Origin of the sequence: Stella humosa (assembly GCF_006738645.1) — a bacterium.
GTDB classification, from domain to species: Bacteria; Pseudomonadota; Alphaproteobacteria; order ATCC43930; family Allostellaceae; genus Allostella; species Allostella humosa.
In genome coordinates, this window is sequence record NZ_AP019700.1 from 5,607,728 (window position 1) to 5,628,413 (window position 20,686).

A 20,686-nucleotide genomic window follows, 5' to 3' on the forward strand; every position below is an offset into this window, starting at 1 on the left:
TGGCAAGGGCACTCATGGCGCCGACTTAACGGCGCGCAGCACGATGTCGGTCGCCCGGATGACGTTCCAGTAGGAGCGCGCGGCAAAGGCCAGTTCCTGGCCGGTGATCTCGCGCCGGCGGAGGCGGCCGAGCCACGGCTCCTCGGGCTGGGCATCGGCCGACACCACTTCGAAATCCACCCCCAGCACCAGGGCAAGCGGGGTGGCCGACTGGCCCTTGGCCTGCCAGTCCAGGTTCTTGCGGCGCGAGAACAGCTCCAGCCCCTGGAGGGTTATTGGCCGTACATGAGTGGGATCGCTCAGATAGTCGTCATGGCGCGGGTGCGGCACCGTGATCCGGACCAGCGCTCCCGGCGCGCACACGCGATAGAGCTCCTGGATGATCGCCAGATAGAGCTTGGGCGTCTGGCCGAGATGCTCCAGGACATGGCTCAGGACGATCTCTTCGGCGCAGGACGTCTCGAACGGCCAGGGCAGCGTCTCGAGGTCGACCAGCCTGTCCGGCTCGCAGTGCGGCGCGCTGTCGACATTGACGAATCCGGCAAGCTTGCGGGAGCCGCAGCCGAGATTGAGCTTCATGGTTCGGGAAGGCTCCGTTGCGGAACGGGTGGTGGCGTGGCCATGGCCGATGGTGGGCAGAGCCGCGCTGCCGGTCAAGCGAGCGGCCGTTTACGGCGAAGCCGGCAGCCGCTAACAATCCCCCCACATCGTCCCAGCCACCCTCCATCAGGAGATCGCGACCTTGGCCAATCCCGCCGCCCGCCCGCCCGGTTCGGACCTCGACACGATCGCCGGCCGCCTGGCCCGCGTGCGCGCCGAGATCGCCTCGGCCGCCAAGGATGCCGGCCGCGATGCCGCCACGGTCGAGCTGGTCGCCGTCGGCAAGACGTATGGCGCCGAAGTCATGGTCGAAGCCATAGAGGCCGGGCAGCGGCTGTTCGGCGAAAACCGGGTGCAGGAAGCGGCCGGCAAGTGGCCGGCGCTGCGCGAGCGCTGGCCGGACCTGCGCCTGCACCTGATCGGGCCGCTGCAGACCAACAAGGTGAAGGACATCATCGGCCTGGTCGACATGCTCCACACGCTGGACCGTGACAGCCTGGCCGTCGCCCTGGTCAAGGCGCGCGACAAGGGGAACCGGCTGCCCGAACTGCTGGTCCAGATCAATACCGGCCGCGAGCCGCAGAAGGCCGGCGTCCCGCCCGAGGACGCGGACGCGTTTCTTGCCCGCTGCCGTGACGAGTGGTCGTTGCCGGTGGGCGGGCTCATGTGCATCCCACCGGCCGAGGAGCCGCCGGCCCTGCATTTCGCGCTGCTGCGCGAGATCGGGCGCCGCAACGGCCTCGATCGCCTGAGCATGGGGATGAGCGGCGACTACGCCACCGGGATCCGCTTCGGGGCGACGATGGTCCGGGTCGGATCGGCCATCTTCGGTTCCCGAGCGCCCCTGCCGGCCTGACCCCGCCTTCAGGCGGGATCGACCTGCAGGACGGTGGCCGTCGTCGCCCGTTCCAGCAGCCACAGGAGGTCGGCCGGCGCCAGCGCGACGCAGCCCTCGGTCGGGGCATAGTTCTCGCGCGCGATATGGATGAATACGGCGCTGCCGGCCCCCGGCTCGACCGGCGAATCATTGTGGCCGATCACCACCACCAGGTCGTAGAGGTCGTCCTCCCGCCACATCCGCTCATGGCGCGCCGGATGGGGCAGGGCGACCGGCTGGTTGTAGTCGGCGTGCCCGGGATCGTCGCACCACCCGTCTTCTCGCGCGATCGCTACGGTCGGCAGGCCCGTCCGCGGATCGGGGTGGCGGTCAGGCCGGTATAGCAGCCGGCGCAGGGCGAACCGCCCGACCGGCGTCGCCCCGTCCCCCTCCTGCTTGTCGGGCCGGATACCGCCGCGGCCGATGGCGCAGCGCAGCCGCCGTCCGGCGACCGTCAGATGGCCGTCGCCGCCCACCAGCCAGATGTCCGGGGCATGGCTCACAGCATGTGGCCGCTCTTGACGGCTTTGGTACGCAGGTAGTTCTCGTTATGGTCGTTGCTGGGGAAGATGTGGGCGACGCGTTCCACCACGGCGATGCCGCAATGGCCGAGCGCTTCCACCTTCAGCGGGTTGTTCGTCATCAGGCGCACCCGGTCGAAGCCGATCTGCCGCAGCATCTCGGCGGCCGGGACATAGATGCGCTCGTCGGCGTCGAAGCCCAACTGCAGGTTGGCGTCGACCGTGTCGAACCCCTCGTCCTGGAGCTGGTAGGCGCGCAGCTTGTTGACGAGCCCGATGCCGCGCCCTTCCTGGGCCAGGTATAGGAGGACGCCGGCACCCCGCTGGGCGATCTCGCGGATGGCGCCGCGTAGCTGGTCGCCGCAATCGCAGCGCAGGCTGGCCAGCAGGTCGCCGGTGAAGCACTCCGAGTGGATGCGCGCCAGGATGGGCTCGCTCGGGTCCGGGGTGCCGATGACGATGGCGATATGCTCCAGCCCGCCGTCGCTGGGGCGGAAGGCGATGATGCGCGTGTTCTCGGCCCCCGCCAGCGGCACGCGGGCCTCGCCCACCTTGGCCAGTCGCCGCGCGGTATCGACCGGGTAGTCCAGGATGGCCGCGGCCTCGACGATCAGCAGCCCTTCCAGCCGCGCCCAGTCCTCGACCTGGCGGCTGTCGATCAGACCGATCGTGGCGGTGACGGCGGCCGGCAGCAGGCGGGCAATCTTGGCCAGGGCCACGGCGGCCGAATCCGCATCCAGCGGTCGCGCGGCGGTCACGGCCACGACGGTCGGGGCAATGGCCGGTGCCGACAGGGGGTCGGCCAGGTCGCGCAGGCGCTGGGCCACGGGGGTGCCCGAGAGCGAAACCCGGACCACGCCGGGCCCGTCGCTGCCCAGGCCCAGCAGGGATGCGCGCCGGCTGGTCATGGCCAGGCTCGGGCTCGACCCGGCCAGCCGCACGAATCGCGCCAGCCGCTCGTCGCTCAGCGCCTCCACGGCCAGCGCCAGTACAGCCCGGTCGCCGTCGCGGACGACGAGCGGCTCGCCGCGGCGGAAATCGGCGGTGGCGCGGTCGACGGCAATGCCGCCGGTGCCGCGATGGGCGGCGGCGATGTCGGACAGGCGGACTCGGCTGAGCGGCATGGCGTACCTGTAGCGGGATCGGGTTACGATGCGGGGGCGTGCACGGTCGGTCCGGATCTTCTTTGTTCTGCTGCGGACCAGCCGGGGCCGGCGAATTTATACGTTGAGCCACCAGGAGATGGGGATGGCCGTTTTCCTCGACTACGACCAAGCCACGCTTGATCTACAATATAACGCTCGGGCAGCGGTTCCGGATCACCCCTCCGTGATTCAGCGCTGGGACGTGCGGGGTGCGGCTGCAGCGACGCGGCTGGAGGCGGTGCGCGACATCGCCTATGGCGACGGGATCCTGGAGACCCTCGACATCTATCGCCCGCCCGCCCCGGCCGGCAAGCCGGCACCCGTTCTGTTCTTCATCCACGGCGGCTACTGGCAGTGGCGCGACAAGAAGGATTTCGTTTTCCTTGCCGAGCCGTGGGTCGCTTCGGGCGTCGTCACCGTCATCGTCAACTACCCCCTGGCGCCGGCCGCCGGGATGGACGAGATCGTCGATGCCTGCCGGCGCGCCGTCGCCTGGACGGCCGGCCGCATCGCCCGCCATGGCGGTGATCCGCACGATATCTGGCTGGCCGGGCATTCCGCGGGCGGCCACCTGACCGCGGAGATGCTGGCGACCGACTGGCGGCGCTTCGGCTATGCCATGCCGCCGATCGCGGGCGGCCTGGCGATCAGTGGGCTGTACGAGTTGGAACCGATCCGGCGCACCTATCTCAACGACGTGCTGGGGATGGATGCCGAAACGGCCCGCCGCAACAGCCCGCTCCTCCACCCGCCGGGCGAGTGCCCGCCCCTGATCTGCGCCGTGGGTGGCGACGAGACGGCGGAGTTCCATCGCCAGCAGGCTGCCCTGGTCGAAGCCTGGAGCCGCGCCGGCCGGACGGTGGAGACCATGCCGCTGCCGGGCCGCAACCACTTCACCGTGCTCGACGCCTTCGCCGATCCCGGCCATCCGCTGTTTGTGGGCCTGCGCCAGCGCATGGGGAGCTGAGAGGGGGGGCGGCGGCACCGGTGGCGAGGGGGTGGCGACGCGGCACCCCCTGTCATGCTAGGTTCGCTGCCCAGTGGCCGCGGAGCGACCGGAATCGATGACCACCCAGAAGACCGGCAAGCGACTTCTTCTCGTCGACGACGACGATGCCCTGCGCAGCTCGCTCGCCGAGCAGCTGACGCTCTATGAGGAATTTCAGGCGGCCGAGGCGGAAACCGCGGCCAAGGGGCTGGAGCGCGCCAAGGCCGAGCCGTTCGACCTGATCCTGCTCGATGTCGGCCTGCCCGACATGGACGGGCGCGACGCCTGCCGGCTGATGCGCCGCAATGGCGTGCGCTGCCCGGTGATCATGCTGACCGGGGCCGATAGCGAGGCAGACACCATTCTCGGCCTGGATGCCGGCGCCAACGACTACGTCACCAAGCCGTTCCGCCTGGGGGTGTTGCTGGCGCGCATCCGCGCCCAGCTGCGCCAGCACGAGCAGAGCGAGGACGCCGTCTTCCAGGTCGGTCCCTACAGCTTCCGACCCAGCGCCAAGCTGATGACCGATGCCTCGGGCAAGAAGAAGATCCGCCTGACCGAGAAGGAGACGGCGATCCTGAAATACCTCTTCCGCGCCGGCGACCGCTCGATCGGGCGCGACCAGCTGCTGCACGAGGTCTGGGGCTACAATGCCGGCGTTACCACCCACACGCTGGAAACGCATGTCTATCGCCTGCGGCAGAAGATCGAGCGCGATCCGCAGAAGGCCGAGATCCTGGTGACCGATCCGGGTGGCTACCGCCTGGTGCCGTAGCCGCCGGCGGCCCGGCCGGCCAGGATCAGCGGCAGCACCGCCATGATCGCCAGTACCGACAGGACGGTGACGAAGCCGGCGACGACCGCCCAGTCGCCGAACGTCGCGAAAGCCTGGGCATAAGCAACGGGCCCGGCGATCACGCCCAGGTTGCGGCCGGCCATCAGCACGCCAAAGGCATGCGCGCCGGCCCGGCCCGGCCCCAGGATCATGCCCGGCAGCGCGAAGAGGCAGGTCGGCGTGATCCCCGCCCCCATGGCGTACAGCACCAGTCCGGCGGCGCCGACCGGCCCGCCATCGAGCCACGGCATGGCGGCCCATACCACGGCCTGGGCGACCAAGCCCGCCAGGATGACGCTGGTCGGCCGGGCCCCGGCACGCAGCACCCAGCCGCCGACAAGGTTGAAGCCGCCCACCACCACCACCGGCAGGGTATAGGCGACCACCGCCCCCTCGCGGCCCAGCCCGTAGCGGTCGATCAGCAGTTGGGGCAGCCAGGTCATGGTGCCGATATACTGGGCCGACCACAGCATGAAGACGATGGCGACCAGGATGATGGCGCGGCGCTCGCCGGCCGACGGCGGTGCCGAACCGGCCCCGCCCGGCCGCGCGCCGAGGTCGACCCGGCCCGAGCGATGGAGCGTCAGCGTCCAGGCGATCGCCGCCAGCGCGACGCCGATCGCCACCCACCACAATGGCTCCCACCGGCCGGATGCCAGGAACGGAATGGCGATCAGCCCGGCCGCCACCTGGCCGATGGGGATCCAGGTGGCGGTCAGGGCAGCGGCGATCGCCAGGTGGCGCGGGCCGGCATTGACGGTGGCGAAAGTCGGACCCGCGATGGCCAGGATGGCGAAGCCAATTCCCTCCAGGGTGCGCGCGCCCAGCACGACCAGGCCGTCCTCGGGCCGTAGCAGGGTCAGGATGGTGCCCGCCAGCGTCAGCCCGAATGCCCCCATCAGGAACGGCAGGGCGCCGTGGCGCTGCATCCAGCGGCCAAGGTTCCATGACAGCACCAGGCCGGCCAGGGCGAAGACCGACATGAAGCCGCCGGCCAGCACCCGGTCATAGCCATAGCGGTCGATCATCAGCGGCAGGACGGGCGGCAGCTTGAACTGCTGAAAGGCAGCGACCACCGCGATCGCGAGGCCGAAGAGCACGCCGGTCCAGTTGGTGGGTTTGTCGGCCATGGGGTCGGGCCCGAGTGTCGCGGACCCGCGACCGCGGCGCAACCACGCTCGCGATGCAACGCTGACGCGGACGGGCATCGCTGGTACGATCGCATCCGGCGATGGGCGATCCGGCAATCAGCGTGACTTTCTGGGGCGTGCGCGGCTCGATCGCGTGCGCGGGCCCCGACACGGCGCGCTACGGCGGCAACACGGCCTGCGTCGAGATGCGCTGCGGCGACCATCGCCTGATCTTCGATGCCGGCACCGGCATTCGCCCGTTGGGGCAGGCCATGGCGGCCGAACCGGCGATGCCCTTCGACCTGCTCTTCAGCCATACCCATCTCGACCACGTGGTCGGGCTGCCGTTCTTCGCCCCTGCGATGATGTCCGGGCGCCAGCTCACGCTGCGCGCCGGCCACCTGTTACCTGGCCGCACGCTGGAGGGCGCGCTGCGGCAGATGATGACGCCGCCGCTCTTCCCCGTGCCGGTCGACATCTTTGCCGCCGATCTCGTCTTTGCCGATTTCCTCGCGGGCGAGACCCTGCATCCGCGGCCGGGCGTCACGATCCGCACCTGCCCCTTGCCGCATCCGGACGGCGCCACCGGCTATCGGGTGGAGCATGCCGGCCGATCCGTCGCCTACGTCACCGACCTGGAGCACCGGGCCGGCCTACGCGACCCGGCGGTACTGGACCTCGTCCGCGGCGCCGACCTGATGATCTATGACGCCACCTATACCGACGCGGAGTTCCCGGCCCGGATCGGCTGGGGCCATTCCACCTGGCAGGAGGCGCTGCGCATCGCGGACGCAGCCGATGTCGGCCGGGTCGTCCTTTTCCACCACGATCCGTCCCATGACGATCGGTTCATGGACGGGGTCGCCCGCGATGCCGAACGGAGCCGCCCAGGGACGACGGTCGCGCGCGAAGGGATGACGATCGCGGTCTGATCGCACCTACTGGCGGATCTGTGCCAGCAGCCAGTGGACCTGCGGGTGATCGGGCTGCAGCAGGAAACAGTCGGCGGCCGCCGCCAGGGCGGCTGCCCGGTCGCCGGCCGCCAAATGAGCCCGGGCCAGCCAGTGGCAAAGCTCCTCGGAATCGGACACCGCGTCCCGGCAGGCTCCCATGGCGTCGATCGCGCGATGAAGCTGGCCCGCCGCCAGGAGGTTGTAGCCAAGATGGCTGACGAACAGCGCGTTGTCGGGAAAGAGTGCGACCGCGCGGGCCGCGGCCTCGAGCGAGTCGGCAGGCCGGCCCAGGTGCCGCAGGATGATGTTGAGCAGGTGCCAGTAGGCCGGGCGGTCGTCGCGCAGGCCAATTGCCGTCCGGACGGCCGCTTCCGCCTCGGCATGCCGGCCAGCCTCCATCAGGATCTGGCCCAGCCAGAAGTGATGAATGGGGTTCCCCGGATCGGCCAGGGCGCCCTGTTGTGCATTCTCCAGCGCGCGAACCACCGCCCCTTCCTGCCGGTCGATCTGGGCCGCCAGGGCCAGCCGACCGGGCTCGGAGGCGACATCGAAGGCATAGGTCTCGTAGGCGCCGAACGGCAGGTGGTCGCGCGGCGGAAACGGCAGGCGCCTTTCGGCCGTCTCCCAGACCAGGACATCGGGCCGCTCCTGGTCCACGACCTCGAACGGCAGCGACTGCGGCGCGCTGATCCAGTCGACGCGGGCGAAGGTGGCATTGAGGAACGGGGCCAGTTCGGTGGCGAAGGAATCGCGGGGCACCAAGGCCCGGCCGGCTCCTTGGGCGCAGTCGTAGCGGACCCAGGAATCGCGGGCCGCGCCCACATGGTTGAAGGCCGGGCGGATATCGCGGCCGTCGATGGTCGGCACCGGCACCTCGATTGCGAGTTCCGGCTCGACCAGGGCGCCCATGTCGCCGAAGGATCGTCGGAAGCGAAAGGCGATGTCCCGCGCCGCCAGCGCCCGGCGCGCCGGGTCCGCCGGCAGCATCGCCATTAGCTGCCGATAGGCGAGGAACGCGCCATAGGCCGACCAGTGGGTGTCGTTCGCCTTGCAGACGTCGATGCCGCCGCGGGCGTCGATCAGTGCCTGCTCGGGGTTGACGAAGACGACGTTGTCCACCCCCGCGAACCGCGCCAGGAACTGTGCCGACAGCGAGGCCGGCGGCAGGTTGACGGCAGCGGGAAGCTGGTCGCGATAGATGGAGTGGGCGTCGGGACCGAGCAGGATGTGCAGCACGAGCCCCCGCCGCTTCAGCCTCCGGGCGCGCGTTTCCAGCGTCCGCTGCCAGCGTAAGGCCAGGGGCGACGGGAACGGCTCGCGCGCGGCCAGCGCCGCAATCGACGCGCCTTCATACTCCTCATAGAAGAGCCGGCCCGAAGGCCCGCGGAGGATGGACCGGGCCCGCCCGCGGAGCGCCGTCCGCTCGTCGGCAATGGCCAGCGGCGCGGTCACGCCGCACCCTCGGCCAGCATGTCGATCAACTGACCGACGTTGCGTGCCATCGTTGCCACCCGTTCGTCGATGCGGATGCCGAGCGCCCTTTCCAGCCGTAGCATCAGGATGGTGTGGGCCAGCGAATCCCATCCGTCGACGTCGTCGGCGGTGGTGTGGCGCCCGATCGCGGCGGCCGGCAGGTCGAAGGTTTCGGCGACCACCCCGATCACGGTGCGAGCCAGCACGGTGCGTGGCGGCTCCGCCTTGCCGCCCCTCATGGGGCCGCCGCCCCGGCGAGATATCGGCGCCGGTTCTCTTCCCGGTGCAGCTTGCCGCTGGTCGTCTTGATCAGCCGTCCGGGCGCCACCGCGACCACCCGATGGGGCGTCACCTGCAGGCGATCGAAAATGGCGGCCTTGACGCGCCGGGACAGAGTGGCGTGTGCCCGGGCGCCGGTGGCGGCCGTCTCGACCAGGATGACGAGAGCCTCGCTGGCCGACTGCACGTCCTCGATGGCAAAGGCGCAGACGCGGCCGGGCTTCACCCCCGATACGGCTGCCGCCGCCTCGATATCCGGGGCGTAGAAGTTGCGGCCATGGACGATCACCATTTCCTTGCGCCGGCCGCAGACGAAAAGCTCGCCCGCATGCAGGAAGCCGATGTCGCCGGTTCGATACCAGCCGTCGTTCAGCGATGCGGCCGTTGTTTTGGGGTTGCGGAAGTACCCGGCGAAGCAGTGGGCGCCTCGCACCTCGATCTCGCCAACCGGATCGCCGGCAGCGCGGCCGCGCCCCAGCGGGGCAATGCGCAACTCCAGACCGGGGAGCGCCGGGCCGCACGACGCCAGATGCTGCGCGCGGCTATGCGTGGCCGGCACGATCCGCGCCCGGAAGCGGCCTTCCAGCGCGGCCCCGTCGACCGTGATCGCCAGCGGCTCCGGCCGCGGCGGCGCCTGCGTCGTCGCCAGCACCGTCTCGGCCATGCCATAGGATGGCCGGATCTGGTCTGGTCGCACGCCATGCCCGGCAAGCGCCGCCGCGAACTCGGCCATCGTGGCCGGTCGGCAGGACTCCGACGAGTTGACGAAGACGCGCACGCAGCCCAGCCGGAACAGCCGGTTGTCCGGCAGCGTGCGGACGATGTGGCGAAAGGCGAAGTTCGGCAGCCATACATGGGTGGCTTCGAAGCGCTCGATGGCTTCCAGCAGGATCCATGGCTGTGCCACCCACTCGAGCGCGTCGAGTGCCACGATCGACGCGCCGCGCCAGAGCGGCATGAGCAGGCAGCCGACCAGCCCCATGTCGTGATAGAGCGGCAGCCAGGAGGCCACGCGATCCCCCGCCCCCATGCCCAGGAGGTCGGCATATGCGCACATATGATGATCCACGGCCCGGTTCGTCAGCACGATGCCCTTGCGCCGCCCGGTCGTGCCGGAGCTGAACTGCAGGAAGGGCAGCCCGTCCTCGGCGACCGCAACCGGGTCGCCGGCCGGTGCGTCGGCGCGGTCCTCCAGGTTGTCCACGTCGATTACGAAGCCCGCGGCGTCCCCCGCGGCCTGCCGCAGCGGGGTGACGTTGTCGCCCTGGGTCACGACCGCGCGCGGACCCAGATCGACCAGGAGTGCGGCATACTCCTGCCAGAAGAAGCCGGGTTCCTGGCGCGGGTTGGGGCACGGGATGATGGTCGGCACGGCACCCGCCCACAGGGCACCCAGAAAGGCGAAGTAGAGCTCGTGCCGGTGCGTCAGCGCGATGACGACATGGTCGCCCGGGCCGACGCCGGCCGCGGCCAGTATCCAGGCCCAGCGCCGTGTTTCGTCGACGGCATCGCCGTACGAGAACTGCCACCACAAGGCGCCCCGCCGCAGGATGAGGAACGGGCGATGGGCGTTCGCCCGAGCATGGGCCAGCAAGTGCTGGGGCGCGCCTTGGATCGCACCCACCCCAGGCCCGTCATCCATCGGAGCTCCCTCCCCGCGTCATGGCTGGCTAGCCGGTCCGCCTGATCAGGTGCTCGGCCCGTTCGACGGCCTGCCGGTAGAGCTCCACCTCCTCGGGCATCCGCCCGAACGCCTCGACGCGCTCGCTGTCGGTGATGGTCGACAGCATCTCGTACTGCGCCCGCTCCTCGTCACCCGCGAACAGGCGGCGTTCCCCGAGATTGATCTCGGGCAGGCTGCCGACATAGGGGTCGGCGCGATGGAAGCCGAAGAGACGCGAGAAAGCGAGGATGCCGGGCAGCAGCATCTCGTGGACGAAGAGGAACTCGTAGTCGGCGACGTCGCGCCCGGCCAGGTGGACCGGCTGGGCGCAGCGCACGTTCTCGTCGGACACGATGAAGTCGATCAGGCCCATCCGACCGCTGCGCAGGGCGGCCGCGCGCCAGCCAAGCCCACCGCGGACCGCGTCGTAGATCTCGTGCCGATACTGCGAGACGACGCGGTCGACCGGGTGGCGGACGCAGGCGATGTAGCGCGCGTCGGGCAGGGCCTCGGCGTATTTCGAATAGAGGAAGTGGCCGTGGATGCCCCAGAACCAGTGGCGCACGAAATCGAGATTGGCCAGCAGCCGCGGCTCGATGGTGCGGGCGTTGGCGTAGCCCTGGTCGTAGTCCCAGAGGATGCGGCGCCCGGAGCCGAAGTCGAACACGTAGCCCAGCATCGTGCCGGCGGTCTTGGGGATGTGGATCGAGACGAACATCGTGTGTACCGGGTCACGCGGGCCGGGCCCGCCGCTGGCGGCGCCGCCCCTTCTTCAAGACCAGCAGGTCCTGGTAGCCGAACATGCAGGGGTAGATCGCCTCGATGGCGAAATGTCGGGCGCAGACTGCGCGCGCCGTCTCGGCCGTCTGCTTGACGTTGCGATAGTAGTTGGAATCCGGAATCAGGCCGGCCAGGTCCTTGTTCGGCACGTCCCGGCCGACGCCCTTGGCCAGATAGTCGTCCAGCCAGGCGCGGTCGAGAAACTGCGAACTGTAGGCGACGGCGCTGTCGCCGGTGAAGGTCAGCAGCGCGATGCCCCCGGGCGCCAGGATCCGGTCGAGCTCGACCAGCCAGGCCTGCTGCACGGCCGGCGCCAGATGGGTCATCACCGAGATGCCGAAAACGAGGCCGAACTGCCCGTCGCCATAGACCGAGGGCGGCATCAGCGGCCCGTGGGCGAATGCGATTCCCGGCAGGTGGCTGGCCGCCCAGGCGATGTTGTCGGGATCGATGTCCGTGCCGTGGAGGGCGCCGGCGGCACCGGCCTGGCGCAGGAAGCGAATGACCCGCCCATGGCCGGTGCCCCAGTCGAGGACGGCGCCCGCCTGCGGATCGAAGCCATGCAGCCGGGCGATCTCGACGATGCGGAAGGCGTCGGCCGATGCCTGCGGCACCACGTTGTTGATCGTATGGAAGCGATGCACCCGGCTCAGCGCGGCCGCGCCGGGAAAGTTCTGCATCTGCCCCAGGTCCTTGGGCACGAGGATGGTCGTGCGCAGCCGTTCGGCCACATCGTCCGGCCGGCCGGCGAAGTGAATGCGAAAGCGGAAGTCCTCCCCCTCATGGCGCGTGGCGGCGAGGTCGACGCGAAGTCGGAAGGCGCTGGCGCCGGCATTGGGCCAGTACCAGAACACCTGGCCGGCGGTGGGGTTGGCCAGCGGATAGTCGACCGCGAAGACGACGCCCGGCTCGGCCGACAGCGAAACCGCGGCGGGGTCGCCGTCGGGCGCCAGTATCAGCCCGGTTATGGTCAGCTCGCCGCCCTGCAGCGAGAAGCCCTGGACCGAGAACAGGGGGGCTGCCTGCAACGCGCGGATCTCGTCTGCGTGCAGCCCCCGCAATGAGGCCCTGGCCGGGGCGGCAGTCGACGCGAACTCAGCGATCCGGTTGCTCATGAAAGCCGCCCATTGCCATCCGACCCAGTGATGGTAATTATCTAGAGGATAATGTGCAATTATCTTCCGGAGATTCCAGCAGCGGGGCGATGACGGAGATGGGCAGCGTCGATCCTCGCTACAGCGTACCGGCCGACCGCCGCGAGATGTTCCGCAGTGCCTTTGAATGCGAGCTCTTCGTGCGGCGCGCGCAGCATTTCTATCCCGACGAACCGGTGACCGTGGCCAATGCCGTCCGCCAGTACGGATCGCGCCCGGTGCTGCGCCGGGTCAGCCCCAATCTGCTGTTCGACGAAACCTGGTATCGCGCGGCCAACCCGGACGTGGAGAGCGGCATTGCCGGCGGCCGGCTCTATTCGGGCTTCCATCACTTCGTCTTCTGGGGCTGGCGGCAGGGGCGCTTTCCCAACCCGATGATGGGCGCGGACCAGCCGTCGGCGACGCTGCCGGCTGTCGACCCGTCGCGCTTCGAGACGGAGCGGTACCTGGCGGGCAATGCCGCTGCCCAGACCTTCCTCCGCCACTTTCCGTTTGTCTCGGCCTACGCGTATTTCGACCTCTACGGCCGGCGCCTGGACCAGCCCGCCGCGGCGGCCGGGGATGAGCTGGAAAGCGCCCTGAAGGCGGAGTTCGACGCCGACTTCTACCGCGCGGCCTATCTGGAGGACGAACCGGCGCGCATCGCCGACCGGCCGTTCGAGCATTATTTCTATGTCGGGCGCAGGCTCGGCCACTCCCCCAACCGCTGGTTCGACGAGGGCTGGTACCTCGCCTTCTATGCCGACGTGCGGGCGGCGGTGCAGCGGCGGGAGCTGCTGTGCGGCTTCCACCACTATGTCGCGGCCGGCATGCGCGAGGGACGGTCGCCCCGCTATGCGCTGGAGCGCGCGCTGGAGGTGACGGTGCCGGGCGTCACCCGGCCCGACCTGATCGCCCGAGCTCGGGAAATCCAGCAGCGCATCCAGCCGATCCCGGCGACGGTGACGGCCGGCACCGCCCGGACGCTGTGGCTCCTGGTGCCGCGCCTCAATCCCGACATCGCCTTCGGCGGCTATCGCGCGCTTTTCGAACTGACCCGCGCACTCAAGCGCTACGGTGCGGCCCGCGGGATGCGCATGGCCGTGGTGACGACGGAAGAGCGGCACGCCAACCAGGAATACTTCTCCTGGCGCATGCGCGGCCAGGCCGGGTGCGACCTGCTGGACGGGGTCGTGGTCCGCTCGCGCTACGAGATCGACCGGCTGGAGATGGGGCCGCGCGACCGCTTCCTGGCCTACTCCACCTGGGACGCACTCCTCGCCTCGCCCCTGGCGGCGCGCACCGACGAGCCGCGCATCCTGGCGCTGGTGCAGGAGTACGAGCCGCTCTTCAGCGACCATTCCTCGCTCTACAGCCTGAGCGCCAGCGGGCTGGAAGTGCCGTCCTATCCGATCTTCAACTCGTCCATCCTGCGCGACTATTTCCGCCGCCGCCGGCTGGGCATCTTCCGCGAAGGCGCAAGCCCGGTGCCGGAGCGGGACTATGCCGTCTTCGAGCATGTGATCAACCGGCTGCCGAACCAGTGCGAGGCGGACATCGCCGGTCGCGAGGAACGGGTGCTCGCCTTCTATGCCCGGCCCGAGACCCACGCCTCGCGCAATCTCTACGAGATCGCCGAACTGGCGCTGCGGCGCCTCTGCCAGTCCGGCCTGTTCGACCGGCGCTGGCGCTTCGTCGGGCTCGGCTGCCTGACGGCCTTGCCCGCGGTCGAACTGGGTGGCGGCCATCGGCTGGAGTTCGTCAAGAAGATGCCGGAGGCCGAGTACATCGCCTTCGTGAAGCGGCTCGATATCGGCCTCAGCCTGATGTACGCGCCCCACCCCAGCCTGATGCCGTATGAGTTCGCGACGACCGGGGCGCTGGTCGTGACCAATACCTTCGAGAACCGGTCCCGGCGCTACTTCGAGCGGACCTGCGCCAACTTCGTGCCCTGCGCCCCAACCATCGACGGCGTGGCCGATGCCATCCGCCAGGCCCATGAGCGGGTGGAAGACTGGCCCCGGCGCGTGGCCGGGGCCTACCGGCCGCCCGTGCGCGGCTGGGCCGAAACCTTCGACGATCCATTCATGGAGCGAACGGTGGGCCGGGTGCTGCGATAGCCTCAGGCAGCGACGTCGAGACCGAAGGTCCGCTTCCAGTTGGCAACCGACATGGAGGCCATGTAGTCGCGCTGCATGGCGGGCGTCAGCGCCTCGAGCATGAAGTGGTTGTCGATCCACACCTCGACCACGCTGAACATGCCGCCGCGGTCGCACTCGCGCGCCGTCCAGCCCATGCGCCGGGCGATCTCCAGGATGCGGGGCGCGTCGTGCGGCACGCCGATCGCGACATGCACGGGGGTCGGCCGGGCCGGGCCGACGGGGGTGGCGGCGACCTCGGTCGGGCCGGGGATCAGGCCCATCTCGGCCGGGCAGACCTCGATCTGGGTCCCGCGGTCGTCGCCGGCGAAGACGACGAAGGAACCGGGAAGGGGCGGGAAAGGCAGCGCCTCGCCCTGCCACATCTCGGCCAGGGCGGCGGCGGTGGCGGCAGGGTCGCGGGCCGGAATGGAAGCGTGGAACATCATGGTCGTCGGGCCTCGATCGGGTGGAGATACCCGAACGGTCGCCGCGACCAAGGCCCCGGTTCTATCGTCGCTTCAGTGATCCGTGGGCAATGCGTCGACGGCCGGCGCGCCATCCGCCGGCAGGTCGTCGACCGGCGCCCCCAGCGCGCGGAAGTTGGCCCGGGTCACCTCGTCGACCGGCAGGGCGCGCTGGCGCACCATGGCCGATGCCCGCTCGGCGATGCGGCCGAAATCCTCGATCGTGGAATCGATCCGCACCGCGCCGCCGGGCGCTTCCAGCCGCAGGTGCATCCAGCCGCCGGAACGATCGCGCTTGGTCGAATAATAGCGCAGGCGGACTTCGGTCACCCGGTCCCAGGCGATCTGCCGCCGGGGCGGCTCGCCCAGCGCGATGCCGGCTTCGTCGACGGCGATACGGGTGCGCTGCCGCTCGAAGGTGCGCCAGGCGAAGACCGCGAACAGGAGTGCCAGCACGAAGAGCACGGCCGCGATCCAGTCGGCGACCGGCACCAGCAGCAGTGGACCGGCGGTGGCGACCAGGCCCGCACCTGCCCGGGCATAGTCGGCCCACAGCGCTTCGGCCGGATAGCGATGGTGGGTGGTCGTCATGCGATGCCGCCGTCGAGCGTGACCAGGACCGGCACATGGTCGGACGGCTGGGTCCAGCCGCGTGCCTCGCGGAGGATCTCGGCGCGTTGCAACCCACTCTTCAGGGGCGGCGTCACCCAGATGTGGTCCAGCCGACGGCCGCGGTCGGCTTCCGCCCAGTCGCGCGCGCGATAGCTCCACCAGGAATAGAGCTTCTGGTCGGCCGGCACGAAATGGCGCACGGCATCGATCCAGTCGCCGGCCGCCTGGATCTCGGTCAGCTTCTCCACCTCGATCGGCGTGTGGCTGACCACGCCCAGCAACTGCTTGTGCGACCAGACGTCATGCTCGAGCGGCGCGATGTTGAGGTCGCCCACCAGGATCATCGGCCGGTCCGGCCGCCGCTCGCGCAGCAGCCAGTCGCGCGTCTCGTCCAGGAAGGCCAGCTTGTGCGCGAACTTCGTATTCTCGACCGGGTCCGGAATATCCCCGCCCGCCGGGATGTAGAAGTTGTGCAGCTCGATCCCGCCCGGCAGCGTGGCGAAGACGTGGCGACAGTCGTCCTTGCCGCACCAGACATGCCCGCCGACATTCTCCAGCGGCAGCTTCGACAGGATCGCCACCCCGTTGTAGCTCTTCATGCCGCGGATGATGCGGTGGCGGTAGCCCGCTTCGGCGAACGCCTTGGATGGAAAGGCGTCGTCGATAGCCTTGGTTTCCTGCAGGCAGAGCACGTCCGGGCGCTTTTCCTGGAGGAAGCGCAGGACCATGTCCAGCCGCAGGCGGACGGAGTTGATGTTCCAGGTCGCGACCGTGATCGCCATGTCGGATGACGGCCCGCTCAGCCGATGGTGATGTCGAGGTCGCCGACGCCGTCGACATGGCCTTCCAGCCGGTCGCCGCGCACGACGGCCTTCACGCCCTCGGGCGTGCCGCTGAAGATCAGGTCGCCGGCGGCCAGCGTCACCAGGGTCGACAGGTAGGCGATGGTCTCCGGCACGCTCCAGATCAGGTCGGCCAGGTCGCCGCGCTGGCGCTCGGCGCCGTTCACCTTCAGCCAGATGGCACCCTTGTCGGGATGGCCGATCTGGTCGGCGCGCACCAGCGCGGTGCACGGGGCCGAATGGTCGAAGCCCTTGCCCATGTCCCACGGCCGGCCCGCGGTCTTGGCGATGCCCTGGATGTCGCGCCGGGTCATGTCGAGGCCGACGGCATAGCCGTAGACATGGCTCAGCGCCTGGTCGACCGGGATGTCGGCGCCGCCGCTCTTCAGCGCGACCACCATCTCGATCTCGTGGTGCATGTCCTTGGTGACCGGCGGATAGGGCATGACGCTGCCGCTGGGCAGCAGCGCGTCGGCCGGCTTCATGAAGAAGAACGGCTCCTCCCGGTCCGGATTGTGGCCCATCTCGCGTGCGTGGGCCGCGTAGTTCCGCCCCACGCAATAGATGCGGCGGACGGGAAACAGATCGCTGGTGCCCACGATCGGCAGGGCAGGCTGGGTCCAGAGCGGAATCGCGTAGGAGGGCATGGAGGTCCTCGGGCGGGAGAGGGGCCGGAAATCGCGGGGGGCAATCTAAGGGCAAGCGCGCCCACATGCCAGGGGCCCCGCGCGCGCCGATCGGTGGACCCGTCTAGTTCCGGTTCTCGGGCGCGGTGACGTCGCGGACGCCGTCGCCCAGCAGGTTGATGCCCAGGACGAGGATGAAGAGGGCGATGCCGGGCAGGCCGATCATCCAGGTGTTGAAGAAGATCTCCTCCTTGGCCTCGGCCAGCATCAGGCCCCAGGACGGCTGCGGCGGGCGCACGCCCAGGCCGAGGAAGGACAGGGCCGCCTCCAGCAGGATCGCGTTCGCCATCTCGATGGTGGCGACGACGATCAGCGGGTTCAGCACGTTGGGCAGCACCTCCCGCAGCAGCAGATAGCGGGTGGAGCAGCCGATCGCCTCGGCGGCGGCGACATAGTCCAGGCTGCGCGCCTGCTGGGTGGCCGAGCGCATGACCACGGCAAAGCGGTCCCAGAGCAGGAACCCCAGCACGAGTACCAGGACGATGAGCGAACTGCCCGATACCGCGACCACGGCCAGCGCCACCAGTACGACGGGCAGGCTGAGGCGGGTGGTGACGAAGAAGCTGACCACCATGTCGACCTTGCCGCCGAAATAGCCCGCCAGCAGCCCCAGGGTCGAGCCGATCACGCCCGAGATCAGCATGGCCGAGAAGCCGATGATCAGCGAGATCTGGCTGCCGTAGATGAGCCGGCTGAGGAAATCGCGGCCGAGCCGGTCCGTGCCCAGCGGATAGGTCCAGCCGGCCTTGGGGTTGTCCCAGAACCAGGCATGCCAGATGGGCGGGATGCGGCGGCGGGCGAGCGCGCCGGTATAGGGGTCGTGCGGGGCGATCAGGGGGGCCGCCAGCGCCATCAGGATGATCGCCACCAGCACCACGGTGCCGAAGACCAGGCCCTTGTGCTTGCGCGCCCGGCGCCACAACAGGGCTCGCGGTGATGGCGCCGCCGGTTCGGCCGCAATCTTCCTGTCGGCCATGTGGGTGTCGGCCGTCATGCGCCAGCCACCCGCAGCCGGGGGTCGAGCCAGCCGTTCAGCAGGTCGGCCAGGAAGGTCAGCACGACATAGAAGAGGGAGATCATCAGCACGATCGCCTGGATCACCGGCAGGTCGGAGCGCTGGATCGATTCCCAGGCGAGGTAGCCGACGCCATGCATCGAGAACACGGCCTCGATGACGATGGAGCCGCCCAGCATGAAGCCGAACTGCACGGCCGCCAGCGACACCACCGGGATGACCGCGTTGCGCAATGCGTGCTTGAAAAGGACCGATGGCGGCAGCAGGCCCTTGGCGCGCGCCGTGCGGATATAGTCCGACCCCAGCGCCTCCAGCATGCCGGTGCGCGTCAGCCGCATCAGCGCCGGCGTGGCGTAGTAGCCCAGCGCCACGGCCGGCAGGATCATGTGCTCCCAGCTATCGGCGCCCGAGGTCGGCAGCCACTGCAGCCAGACCCCGAAGACGACGATCAGCACCAGCGCGAACCAGAAGTTCGGCAGCGCCTGGCCCAGCACGGCGACCGCCAGCGCGATGCGGTCGATCAGCGAGTTCTGGCGCACGGCCGCCAGCACGCCCAGCGGCAGTGCGACGGCCAGCGCGAAGGCAAGGGCCATCACCCCCAGGGTCAGCGTCACCGGCAGGCGATGGGCGACGATGCCCAGCACCGGTTCCTTCATGAGGTAGGAGCGGCCGAAATCACCCACCGCCACCCGGCTGATCCATTCGCCGTACTGGATCGGCAGCGGCCGGTCGAAGCCTTCCGCCTTGCGGATGGCCGCGACATCGGCCGCCGTCGCGTTCTCGCCGGCCATGGCGCGCGCCGGGTCGGCGGCGACATGGGTCAGCCCGAAGACGATGATCGAGACGACGAGGACGACCAGGGCGGCAATCCCCAGCCGCCCCAGCGTGAAGCGCAGCACGGTCTATCCCCGGGCCGGCCGGATCCGTTCCAGCGACCGCGTCACTTCCACGAATAGACCCAGTAGCGCGGGATCTCGTCCTTGTAGGCGCGGAAGTCGACCTCGGCGGTGTGGGCATAGTTCGTGACGAACGTATGCAGCGGCACCCAGTAGGCCTGTTCCATGATGCGGTTCACGGCCTTCTTGTAGTTCTCCTTGCGCACCGCGACGTCGTTGGAGTTGTCGGCGGTGTCGAGCCAGGCCTTCACCTGCTCGTCCCGGGCATAGTCGTCTTCGGTGCCCTTGAAGAACGAGCTGATGATGGCCGAGGCGTCGTTGATCGAGAAGGAACCCCAGTCGCCCTGGTAGATCGGCGTCTCGCCCTTCTGGAAGCGCTGGATGAGGGTGGCGACGGGCAGCATCTGCACCTCGGCGTCGATGCCGACCGCCTTCAGGTCCTGCTGCAGCGCCTCGGTCCAGGTGCGCGAGCGGAAGGCCATGAGCTGCGTCTTGAAGCCGTTCGGATATCCGGCCTCGGCCAGCAGCGCCTTGGCCTTCTTCGGGTCGTAGGCGTACTTGGGCACGCCGCTGTCGTCGCAGCCGAGCTGGGTCGGGAAGCAGGGGGCGTGGATCACCCGCGCTTCGCCCTGCACCAGGTTGTCGACGAAGCTCTTGCGATCGATCGAGTGGATGATCGCCTGGCGCACCTTCTGCTTGGTCAGCGGGTTGTCGGCGCCCGTGCGACCGGCCGCGTCCAGCGACAGGAAGCCGATGCGCATCGTCTCGGCGCTGACCGTCTTCAGGTTGCGCTGGCGCTGGATGTTCGGAAGCTGGTCGGCATCGACGTACCACAGCAGGTCGGCCCGGCCGGCCAGCAGCTCGGCCAGTTCGGTGGCGGCATCGGTGATGATGCGGACCTGGACCTTGCCGATCTTGGCCTTGCCCTTGGGGCTGCCCTCGTAGTGGTCGGCGAAGCGCTCGAAGCGATATTCCTTGCCGCCCTCGATCGAGGCGACGCGGTAGGGCCCGGTGCCCATCGGCCGGCGGTTCTGCTCCTCCGGGCCGGTGTAGTTGCGCGAGAAGATGAAGACCGGCAGCGACAGGAACTCCAGCGCCGGCGGGAACGGCCGGTGCAGGTGGATGCGGACCTTGTGGCCGTCGACCTTCTCGGCCTTCTTGATCCAGTTCGTGTTGCGCTGGTAGAGCGCCTTGTTCGCCGGGTCCGAGACGTAGTTCAGGGTGTGGACGACGTCCTCGGCGCCGAAGGCCGAGCCGTCATGGAACTTCACGCCCTGGCGCAGGGTCAGGTCGAGCGTGACGTCGTCGACCCACTTCCATTCGGTGGCCAAGCCCGGCTTGTACTCGAACGTGTCCGGGTCGCGCTCGATCAGGTGGTCCCAGACGTGATGGGCGAAAACCACGCCGTCGCGCAGCCCGTTGAAGTACGGGTCGACGTTGGCGATCACGTTGCGCCAGATGACCCGCAGCTCGTCCTTGGACTTCTGCGCCTCGGCCGGCATGGAGGCGGTGGCCGCGGCCAGTGCCCCAGCCGCCACGAAGAGAATGCGCCGCGCGAACCCCATCCCAGACCCCCCTGAAGATTCGATCAAGTGGGCGCGAGTATGATCGCCTCGCAGGCCCGACCGCAACTCGCGACATTCCCCGCAGCGG

Annotated in this window: 21 protein-coding genes; 5 read left to right on the top strand and 16 right to left on the bottom strand. The window is 69.4% G+C overall.

Translation table 11 applies throughout. From position 1 onward, the window contains the following. Nucleotides 1-12: 12 nt before the first annotated feature. On the bottom strand, nucleotides 13-579 hold the full coding sequence (locus tag STVA_RS26435) for a class I SAM-dependent methyltransferase (protein ID WP_123690442.1): 567 nt from the start codon (nucleotides 577-579) through the stop codon (nucleotides 13-15). Nucleotides 580-742: 163 nt separating this feature from the next. Between STVA_RS26435 and STVA_RS26440 the strand changes: the two genes are divergently transcribed. Beyond that, nucleotides 743-1,456 (top strand): YggS family pyridoxal phosphate-dependent enzyme, encoded by a 714-nt coding sequence (locus STVA_RS26440; RefSeq protein WP_245978336.1) that lies wholly within the window; start codon nucleotides 743-745, stop codon nucleotides 1,454-1,456. An 8-nt stretch (nucleotides 1,457-1,464) separates the two neighbouring features. Here STVA_RS26440 and STVA_RS26445 read toward each other — a convergent pair whose 3' ends face one another. After that, entirely contained in the window at nucleotides 1,465-1,980 is a 516-nt protein-coding gene (locus STVA_RS26445; RefSeq protein ID WP_420822808.1) for a L,D-transpeptidase family protein, read from the bottom strand. Continuing rightward, on the bottom strand, nucleotides 1,977-3,122 hold the full coding sequence (gene ribA / locus STVA_RS26450; RefSeq protein ID WP_123690440.1) for a GTP cyclohydrolase II: 1,146 nt from the start codon (nucleotides 3,120-3,122) through the stop codon (nucleotides 1,977-1,979). The genes STVA_RS26445 and ribA overlap by 4 nt, the downstream gene beginning before the upstream one ends. A 205-nt stretch (nucleotides 3,123-3,327) precedes the next feature. On the opposite strand from ribA, the gene STVA_RS26455 reads away from it, so the two are divergent. Then, nucleotides 3,328-4,110 carry an alpha/beta hydrolase gene (locus tag STVA_RS26455; protein WP_170216508.1) on the top strand — a complete coding sequence of 261 codons (783 nt, stop codon included), beginning with the start codon at nucleotides 3,328-3,330 and terminating at the stop codon, nucleotides 4,108-4,110. A 97-nt stretch (nucleotides 4,111-4,207) separates the two neighbouring features. Beyond that, entirely contained in the window at nucleotides 4,208-4,906 is a 699-nt protein-coding gene (locus STVA_RS26460) for a response regulator transcription factor (RefSeq protein WP_123690436.1), read from the top strand. On the opposite strand, the gene STVA_RS26465 is transcribed toward STVA_RS26460, so the two are convergent. Then, a complete protein-coding gene (locus STVA_RS26465) occupies nucleotides 4,888-6,096 on the bottom strand; it encodes an MFS transporter (RefSeq protein ID WP_170216507.1) in 1,209 nt (402 codons plus the stop codon). The genes STVA_RS26460 and STVA_RS26465 overlap by 19 nt on opposite strands. A gap of 101 nt (nucleotides 6,097-6,197) precedes the next feature. Between STVA_RS26465 and STVA_RS26470 the strand changes: the two genes are divergently transcribed. Then, complete coding sequence (locus STVA_RS26470) at nucleotides 6,198-7,028, top strand: MBL fold metallo-hydrolase (protein WP_123690432.1); 831 nt, start codon at nucleotides 6,198-6,200, stop codon at nucleotides 7,026-7,028. 6 nt (nucleotides 7,029-7,034) lie between these two features. On the opposite strand, the gene STVA_RS26475 is transcribed toward STVA_RS26470, so the two are convergent. The 5 genes from STVA_RS26475 to STVA_RS26495 are packed head-to-tail and all read right to left on the bottom strand — an operon-like array spanning nucleotide 7,035 to nucleotide 12,359. Beyond that, a complete protein-coding gene (locus STVA_RS26475) occupies nucleotides 7,035-8,501 on the bottom strand; it encodes a tetratricopeptide repeat protein (protein WP_170216506.1) in 1,467 nt (488 codons plus the stop codon). Then, a complete protein-coding gene (locus STVA_RS26480; RefSeq protein ID WP_123690427.1) occupies nucleotides 8,498-8,761 on the bottom strand; it encodes an acyl carrier protein in 264 nt (87 codons plus the stop codon). Before STVA_RS26480 ends, STVA_RS26475 begins: the two co-directional genes overlap by 4 nt. Further along, nucleotides 8,758-10,443 carry an AMP-binding protein gene (locus STVA_RS26485; protein WP_123690425.1) on the bottom strand — a complete coding sequence of 562 codons (1,686 nt, stop codon included), beginning with the start codon at nucleotides 10,441-10,443 and terminating at the stop codon, nucleotides 8,758-8,760. Before STVA_RS26485 ends, STVA_RS26480 begins: the two co-directional genes overlap by 4 nt. 28 nt (nucleotides 10,444-10,471) lie before the next feature. Beyond that, nucleotides 10,472-11,182 carry a sulfotransferase family 2 domain-containing protein gene (locus STVA_RS26490; protein ID WP_123690423.1) on the bottom strand — a complete coding sequence of 237 codons (711 nt, stop codon included), beginning with the start codon at nucleotides 11,180-11,182 and terminating at the stop codon, nucleotides 10,472-10,474. 13 nt (nucleotides 11,183-11,195) lie between these two features. Continuing rightward, nucleotides 11,196-12,359 carry a class I SAM-dependent methyltransferase gene (locus STVA_RS26495; RefSeq protein ID WP_123690421.1) on the bottom strand — a complete coding sequence of 388 codons (1,164 nt, stop codon included), beginning with the start codon at nucleotides 12,357-12,359 and terminating at the stop codon, nucleotides 11,196-11,198. An 89-nt stretch (nucleotides 12,360-12,448) separates the two neighbouring features. Between STVA_RS26495 and STVA_RS26500 the strand changes: the two genes are divergently transcribed. Beyond that, nucleotides 12,449-14,497 carry a rhamnosyltransferase WsaF family glycosyltransferase gene (locus STVA_RS26500; protein WP_123690419.1) on the top strand — a complete coding sequence of 683 codons (2,049 nt, stop codon included), beginning with the start codon at nucleotides 12,449-12,451 and terminating at the stop codon, nucleotides 14,495-14,497. A 2-nt stretch (nucleotides 14,498-14,499) separates the two neighbouring features. Here the strand turns inward: STVA_RS26500 and STVA_RS26505 are convergent, their stop codons facing one another. From STVA_RS26505 to STVA_RS26540, 7 genes are all read right to left on the bottom strand, one after another. Beyond that, nucleotides 14,500-14,964 carry a hypothetical protein gene (locus STVA_RS26505; RefSeq protein ID WP_123690417.1) on the bottom strand — a complete coding sequence of 155 codons (465 nt, stop codon included), beginning with the start codon at nucleotides 14,962-14,964 and terminating at the stop codon, nucleotides 14,500-14,502. A gap of 72 nt (nucleotides 14,965-15,036) precedes the next feature. Beyond that, nucleotides 15,037-15,573 (bottom strand): hypothetical protein, encoded by a 537-nt coding sequence (locus tag STVA_RS27845; protein ID WP_170216505.1) that lies wholly within the window; start codon nucleotides 15,571-15,573, stop codon nucleotides 15,037-15,039. Next, on the bottom strand, nucleotides 15,570-16,376 hold the full coding sequence (gene xth / locus STVA_RS26520; RefSeq protein WP_170216504.1) for an exodeoxyribonuclease III: 807 nt from the start codon (nucleotides 16,374-16,376) through the stop codon (nucleotides 15,570-15,572). Before xth ends, STVA_RS27845 begins: the two co-directional genes overlap by 4 nt. A 17-nt stretch (nucleotides 16,377-16,393) precedes the next feature. Beyond that, the gene (locus STVA_RS26525; protein ID WP_123690413.1) at nucleotides 16,394-17,083 is read right to left on the bottom strand and encodes a fumarylacetoacetate hydrolase family protein; all 690 of its coding nucleotides are present in this window, start codon (nucleotides 17,081-17,083) and stop codon (nucleotides 16,394-16,396) included. Nucleotides 17,084-17,186: 103 nt separating this feature from the next. Next, nucleotides 17,187-18,116, bottom strand: coding sequence for an ABC transporter permease (locus STVA_RS26530; protein WP_123690411.1), 930 nt, complete (start codon nucleotides 18,114-18,116; stop codon nucleotides 17,187-17,189). Then, nucleotides 18,113-19,036 (bottom strand): ABC transporter permease, encoded by a 924-nt coding sequence (locus tag STVA_RS26535; protein ID WP_123690409.1) that lies wholly within the window; start codon nucleotides 19,034-19,036, stop codon nucleotides 18,113-18,115. The genes STVA_RS26530 and STVA_RS26535 overlap by 4 nt, the downstream gene beginning before the upstream one ends. A 41-nt stretch (nucleotides 19,037-19,077) precedes the next feature. Then, nucleotides 19,078-20,598, bottom strand: a complete 1,521-nt coding sequence (locus STVA_RS26540) for an ABC transporter substrate-binding protein (protein WP_170216503.1) — start codon at nucleotides 20,596-20,598, stop codon at nucleotides 19,078-19,080. Nucleotides 20,599-20,686: the final 88 nt, after the last annotated feature.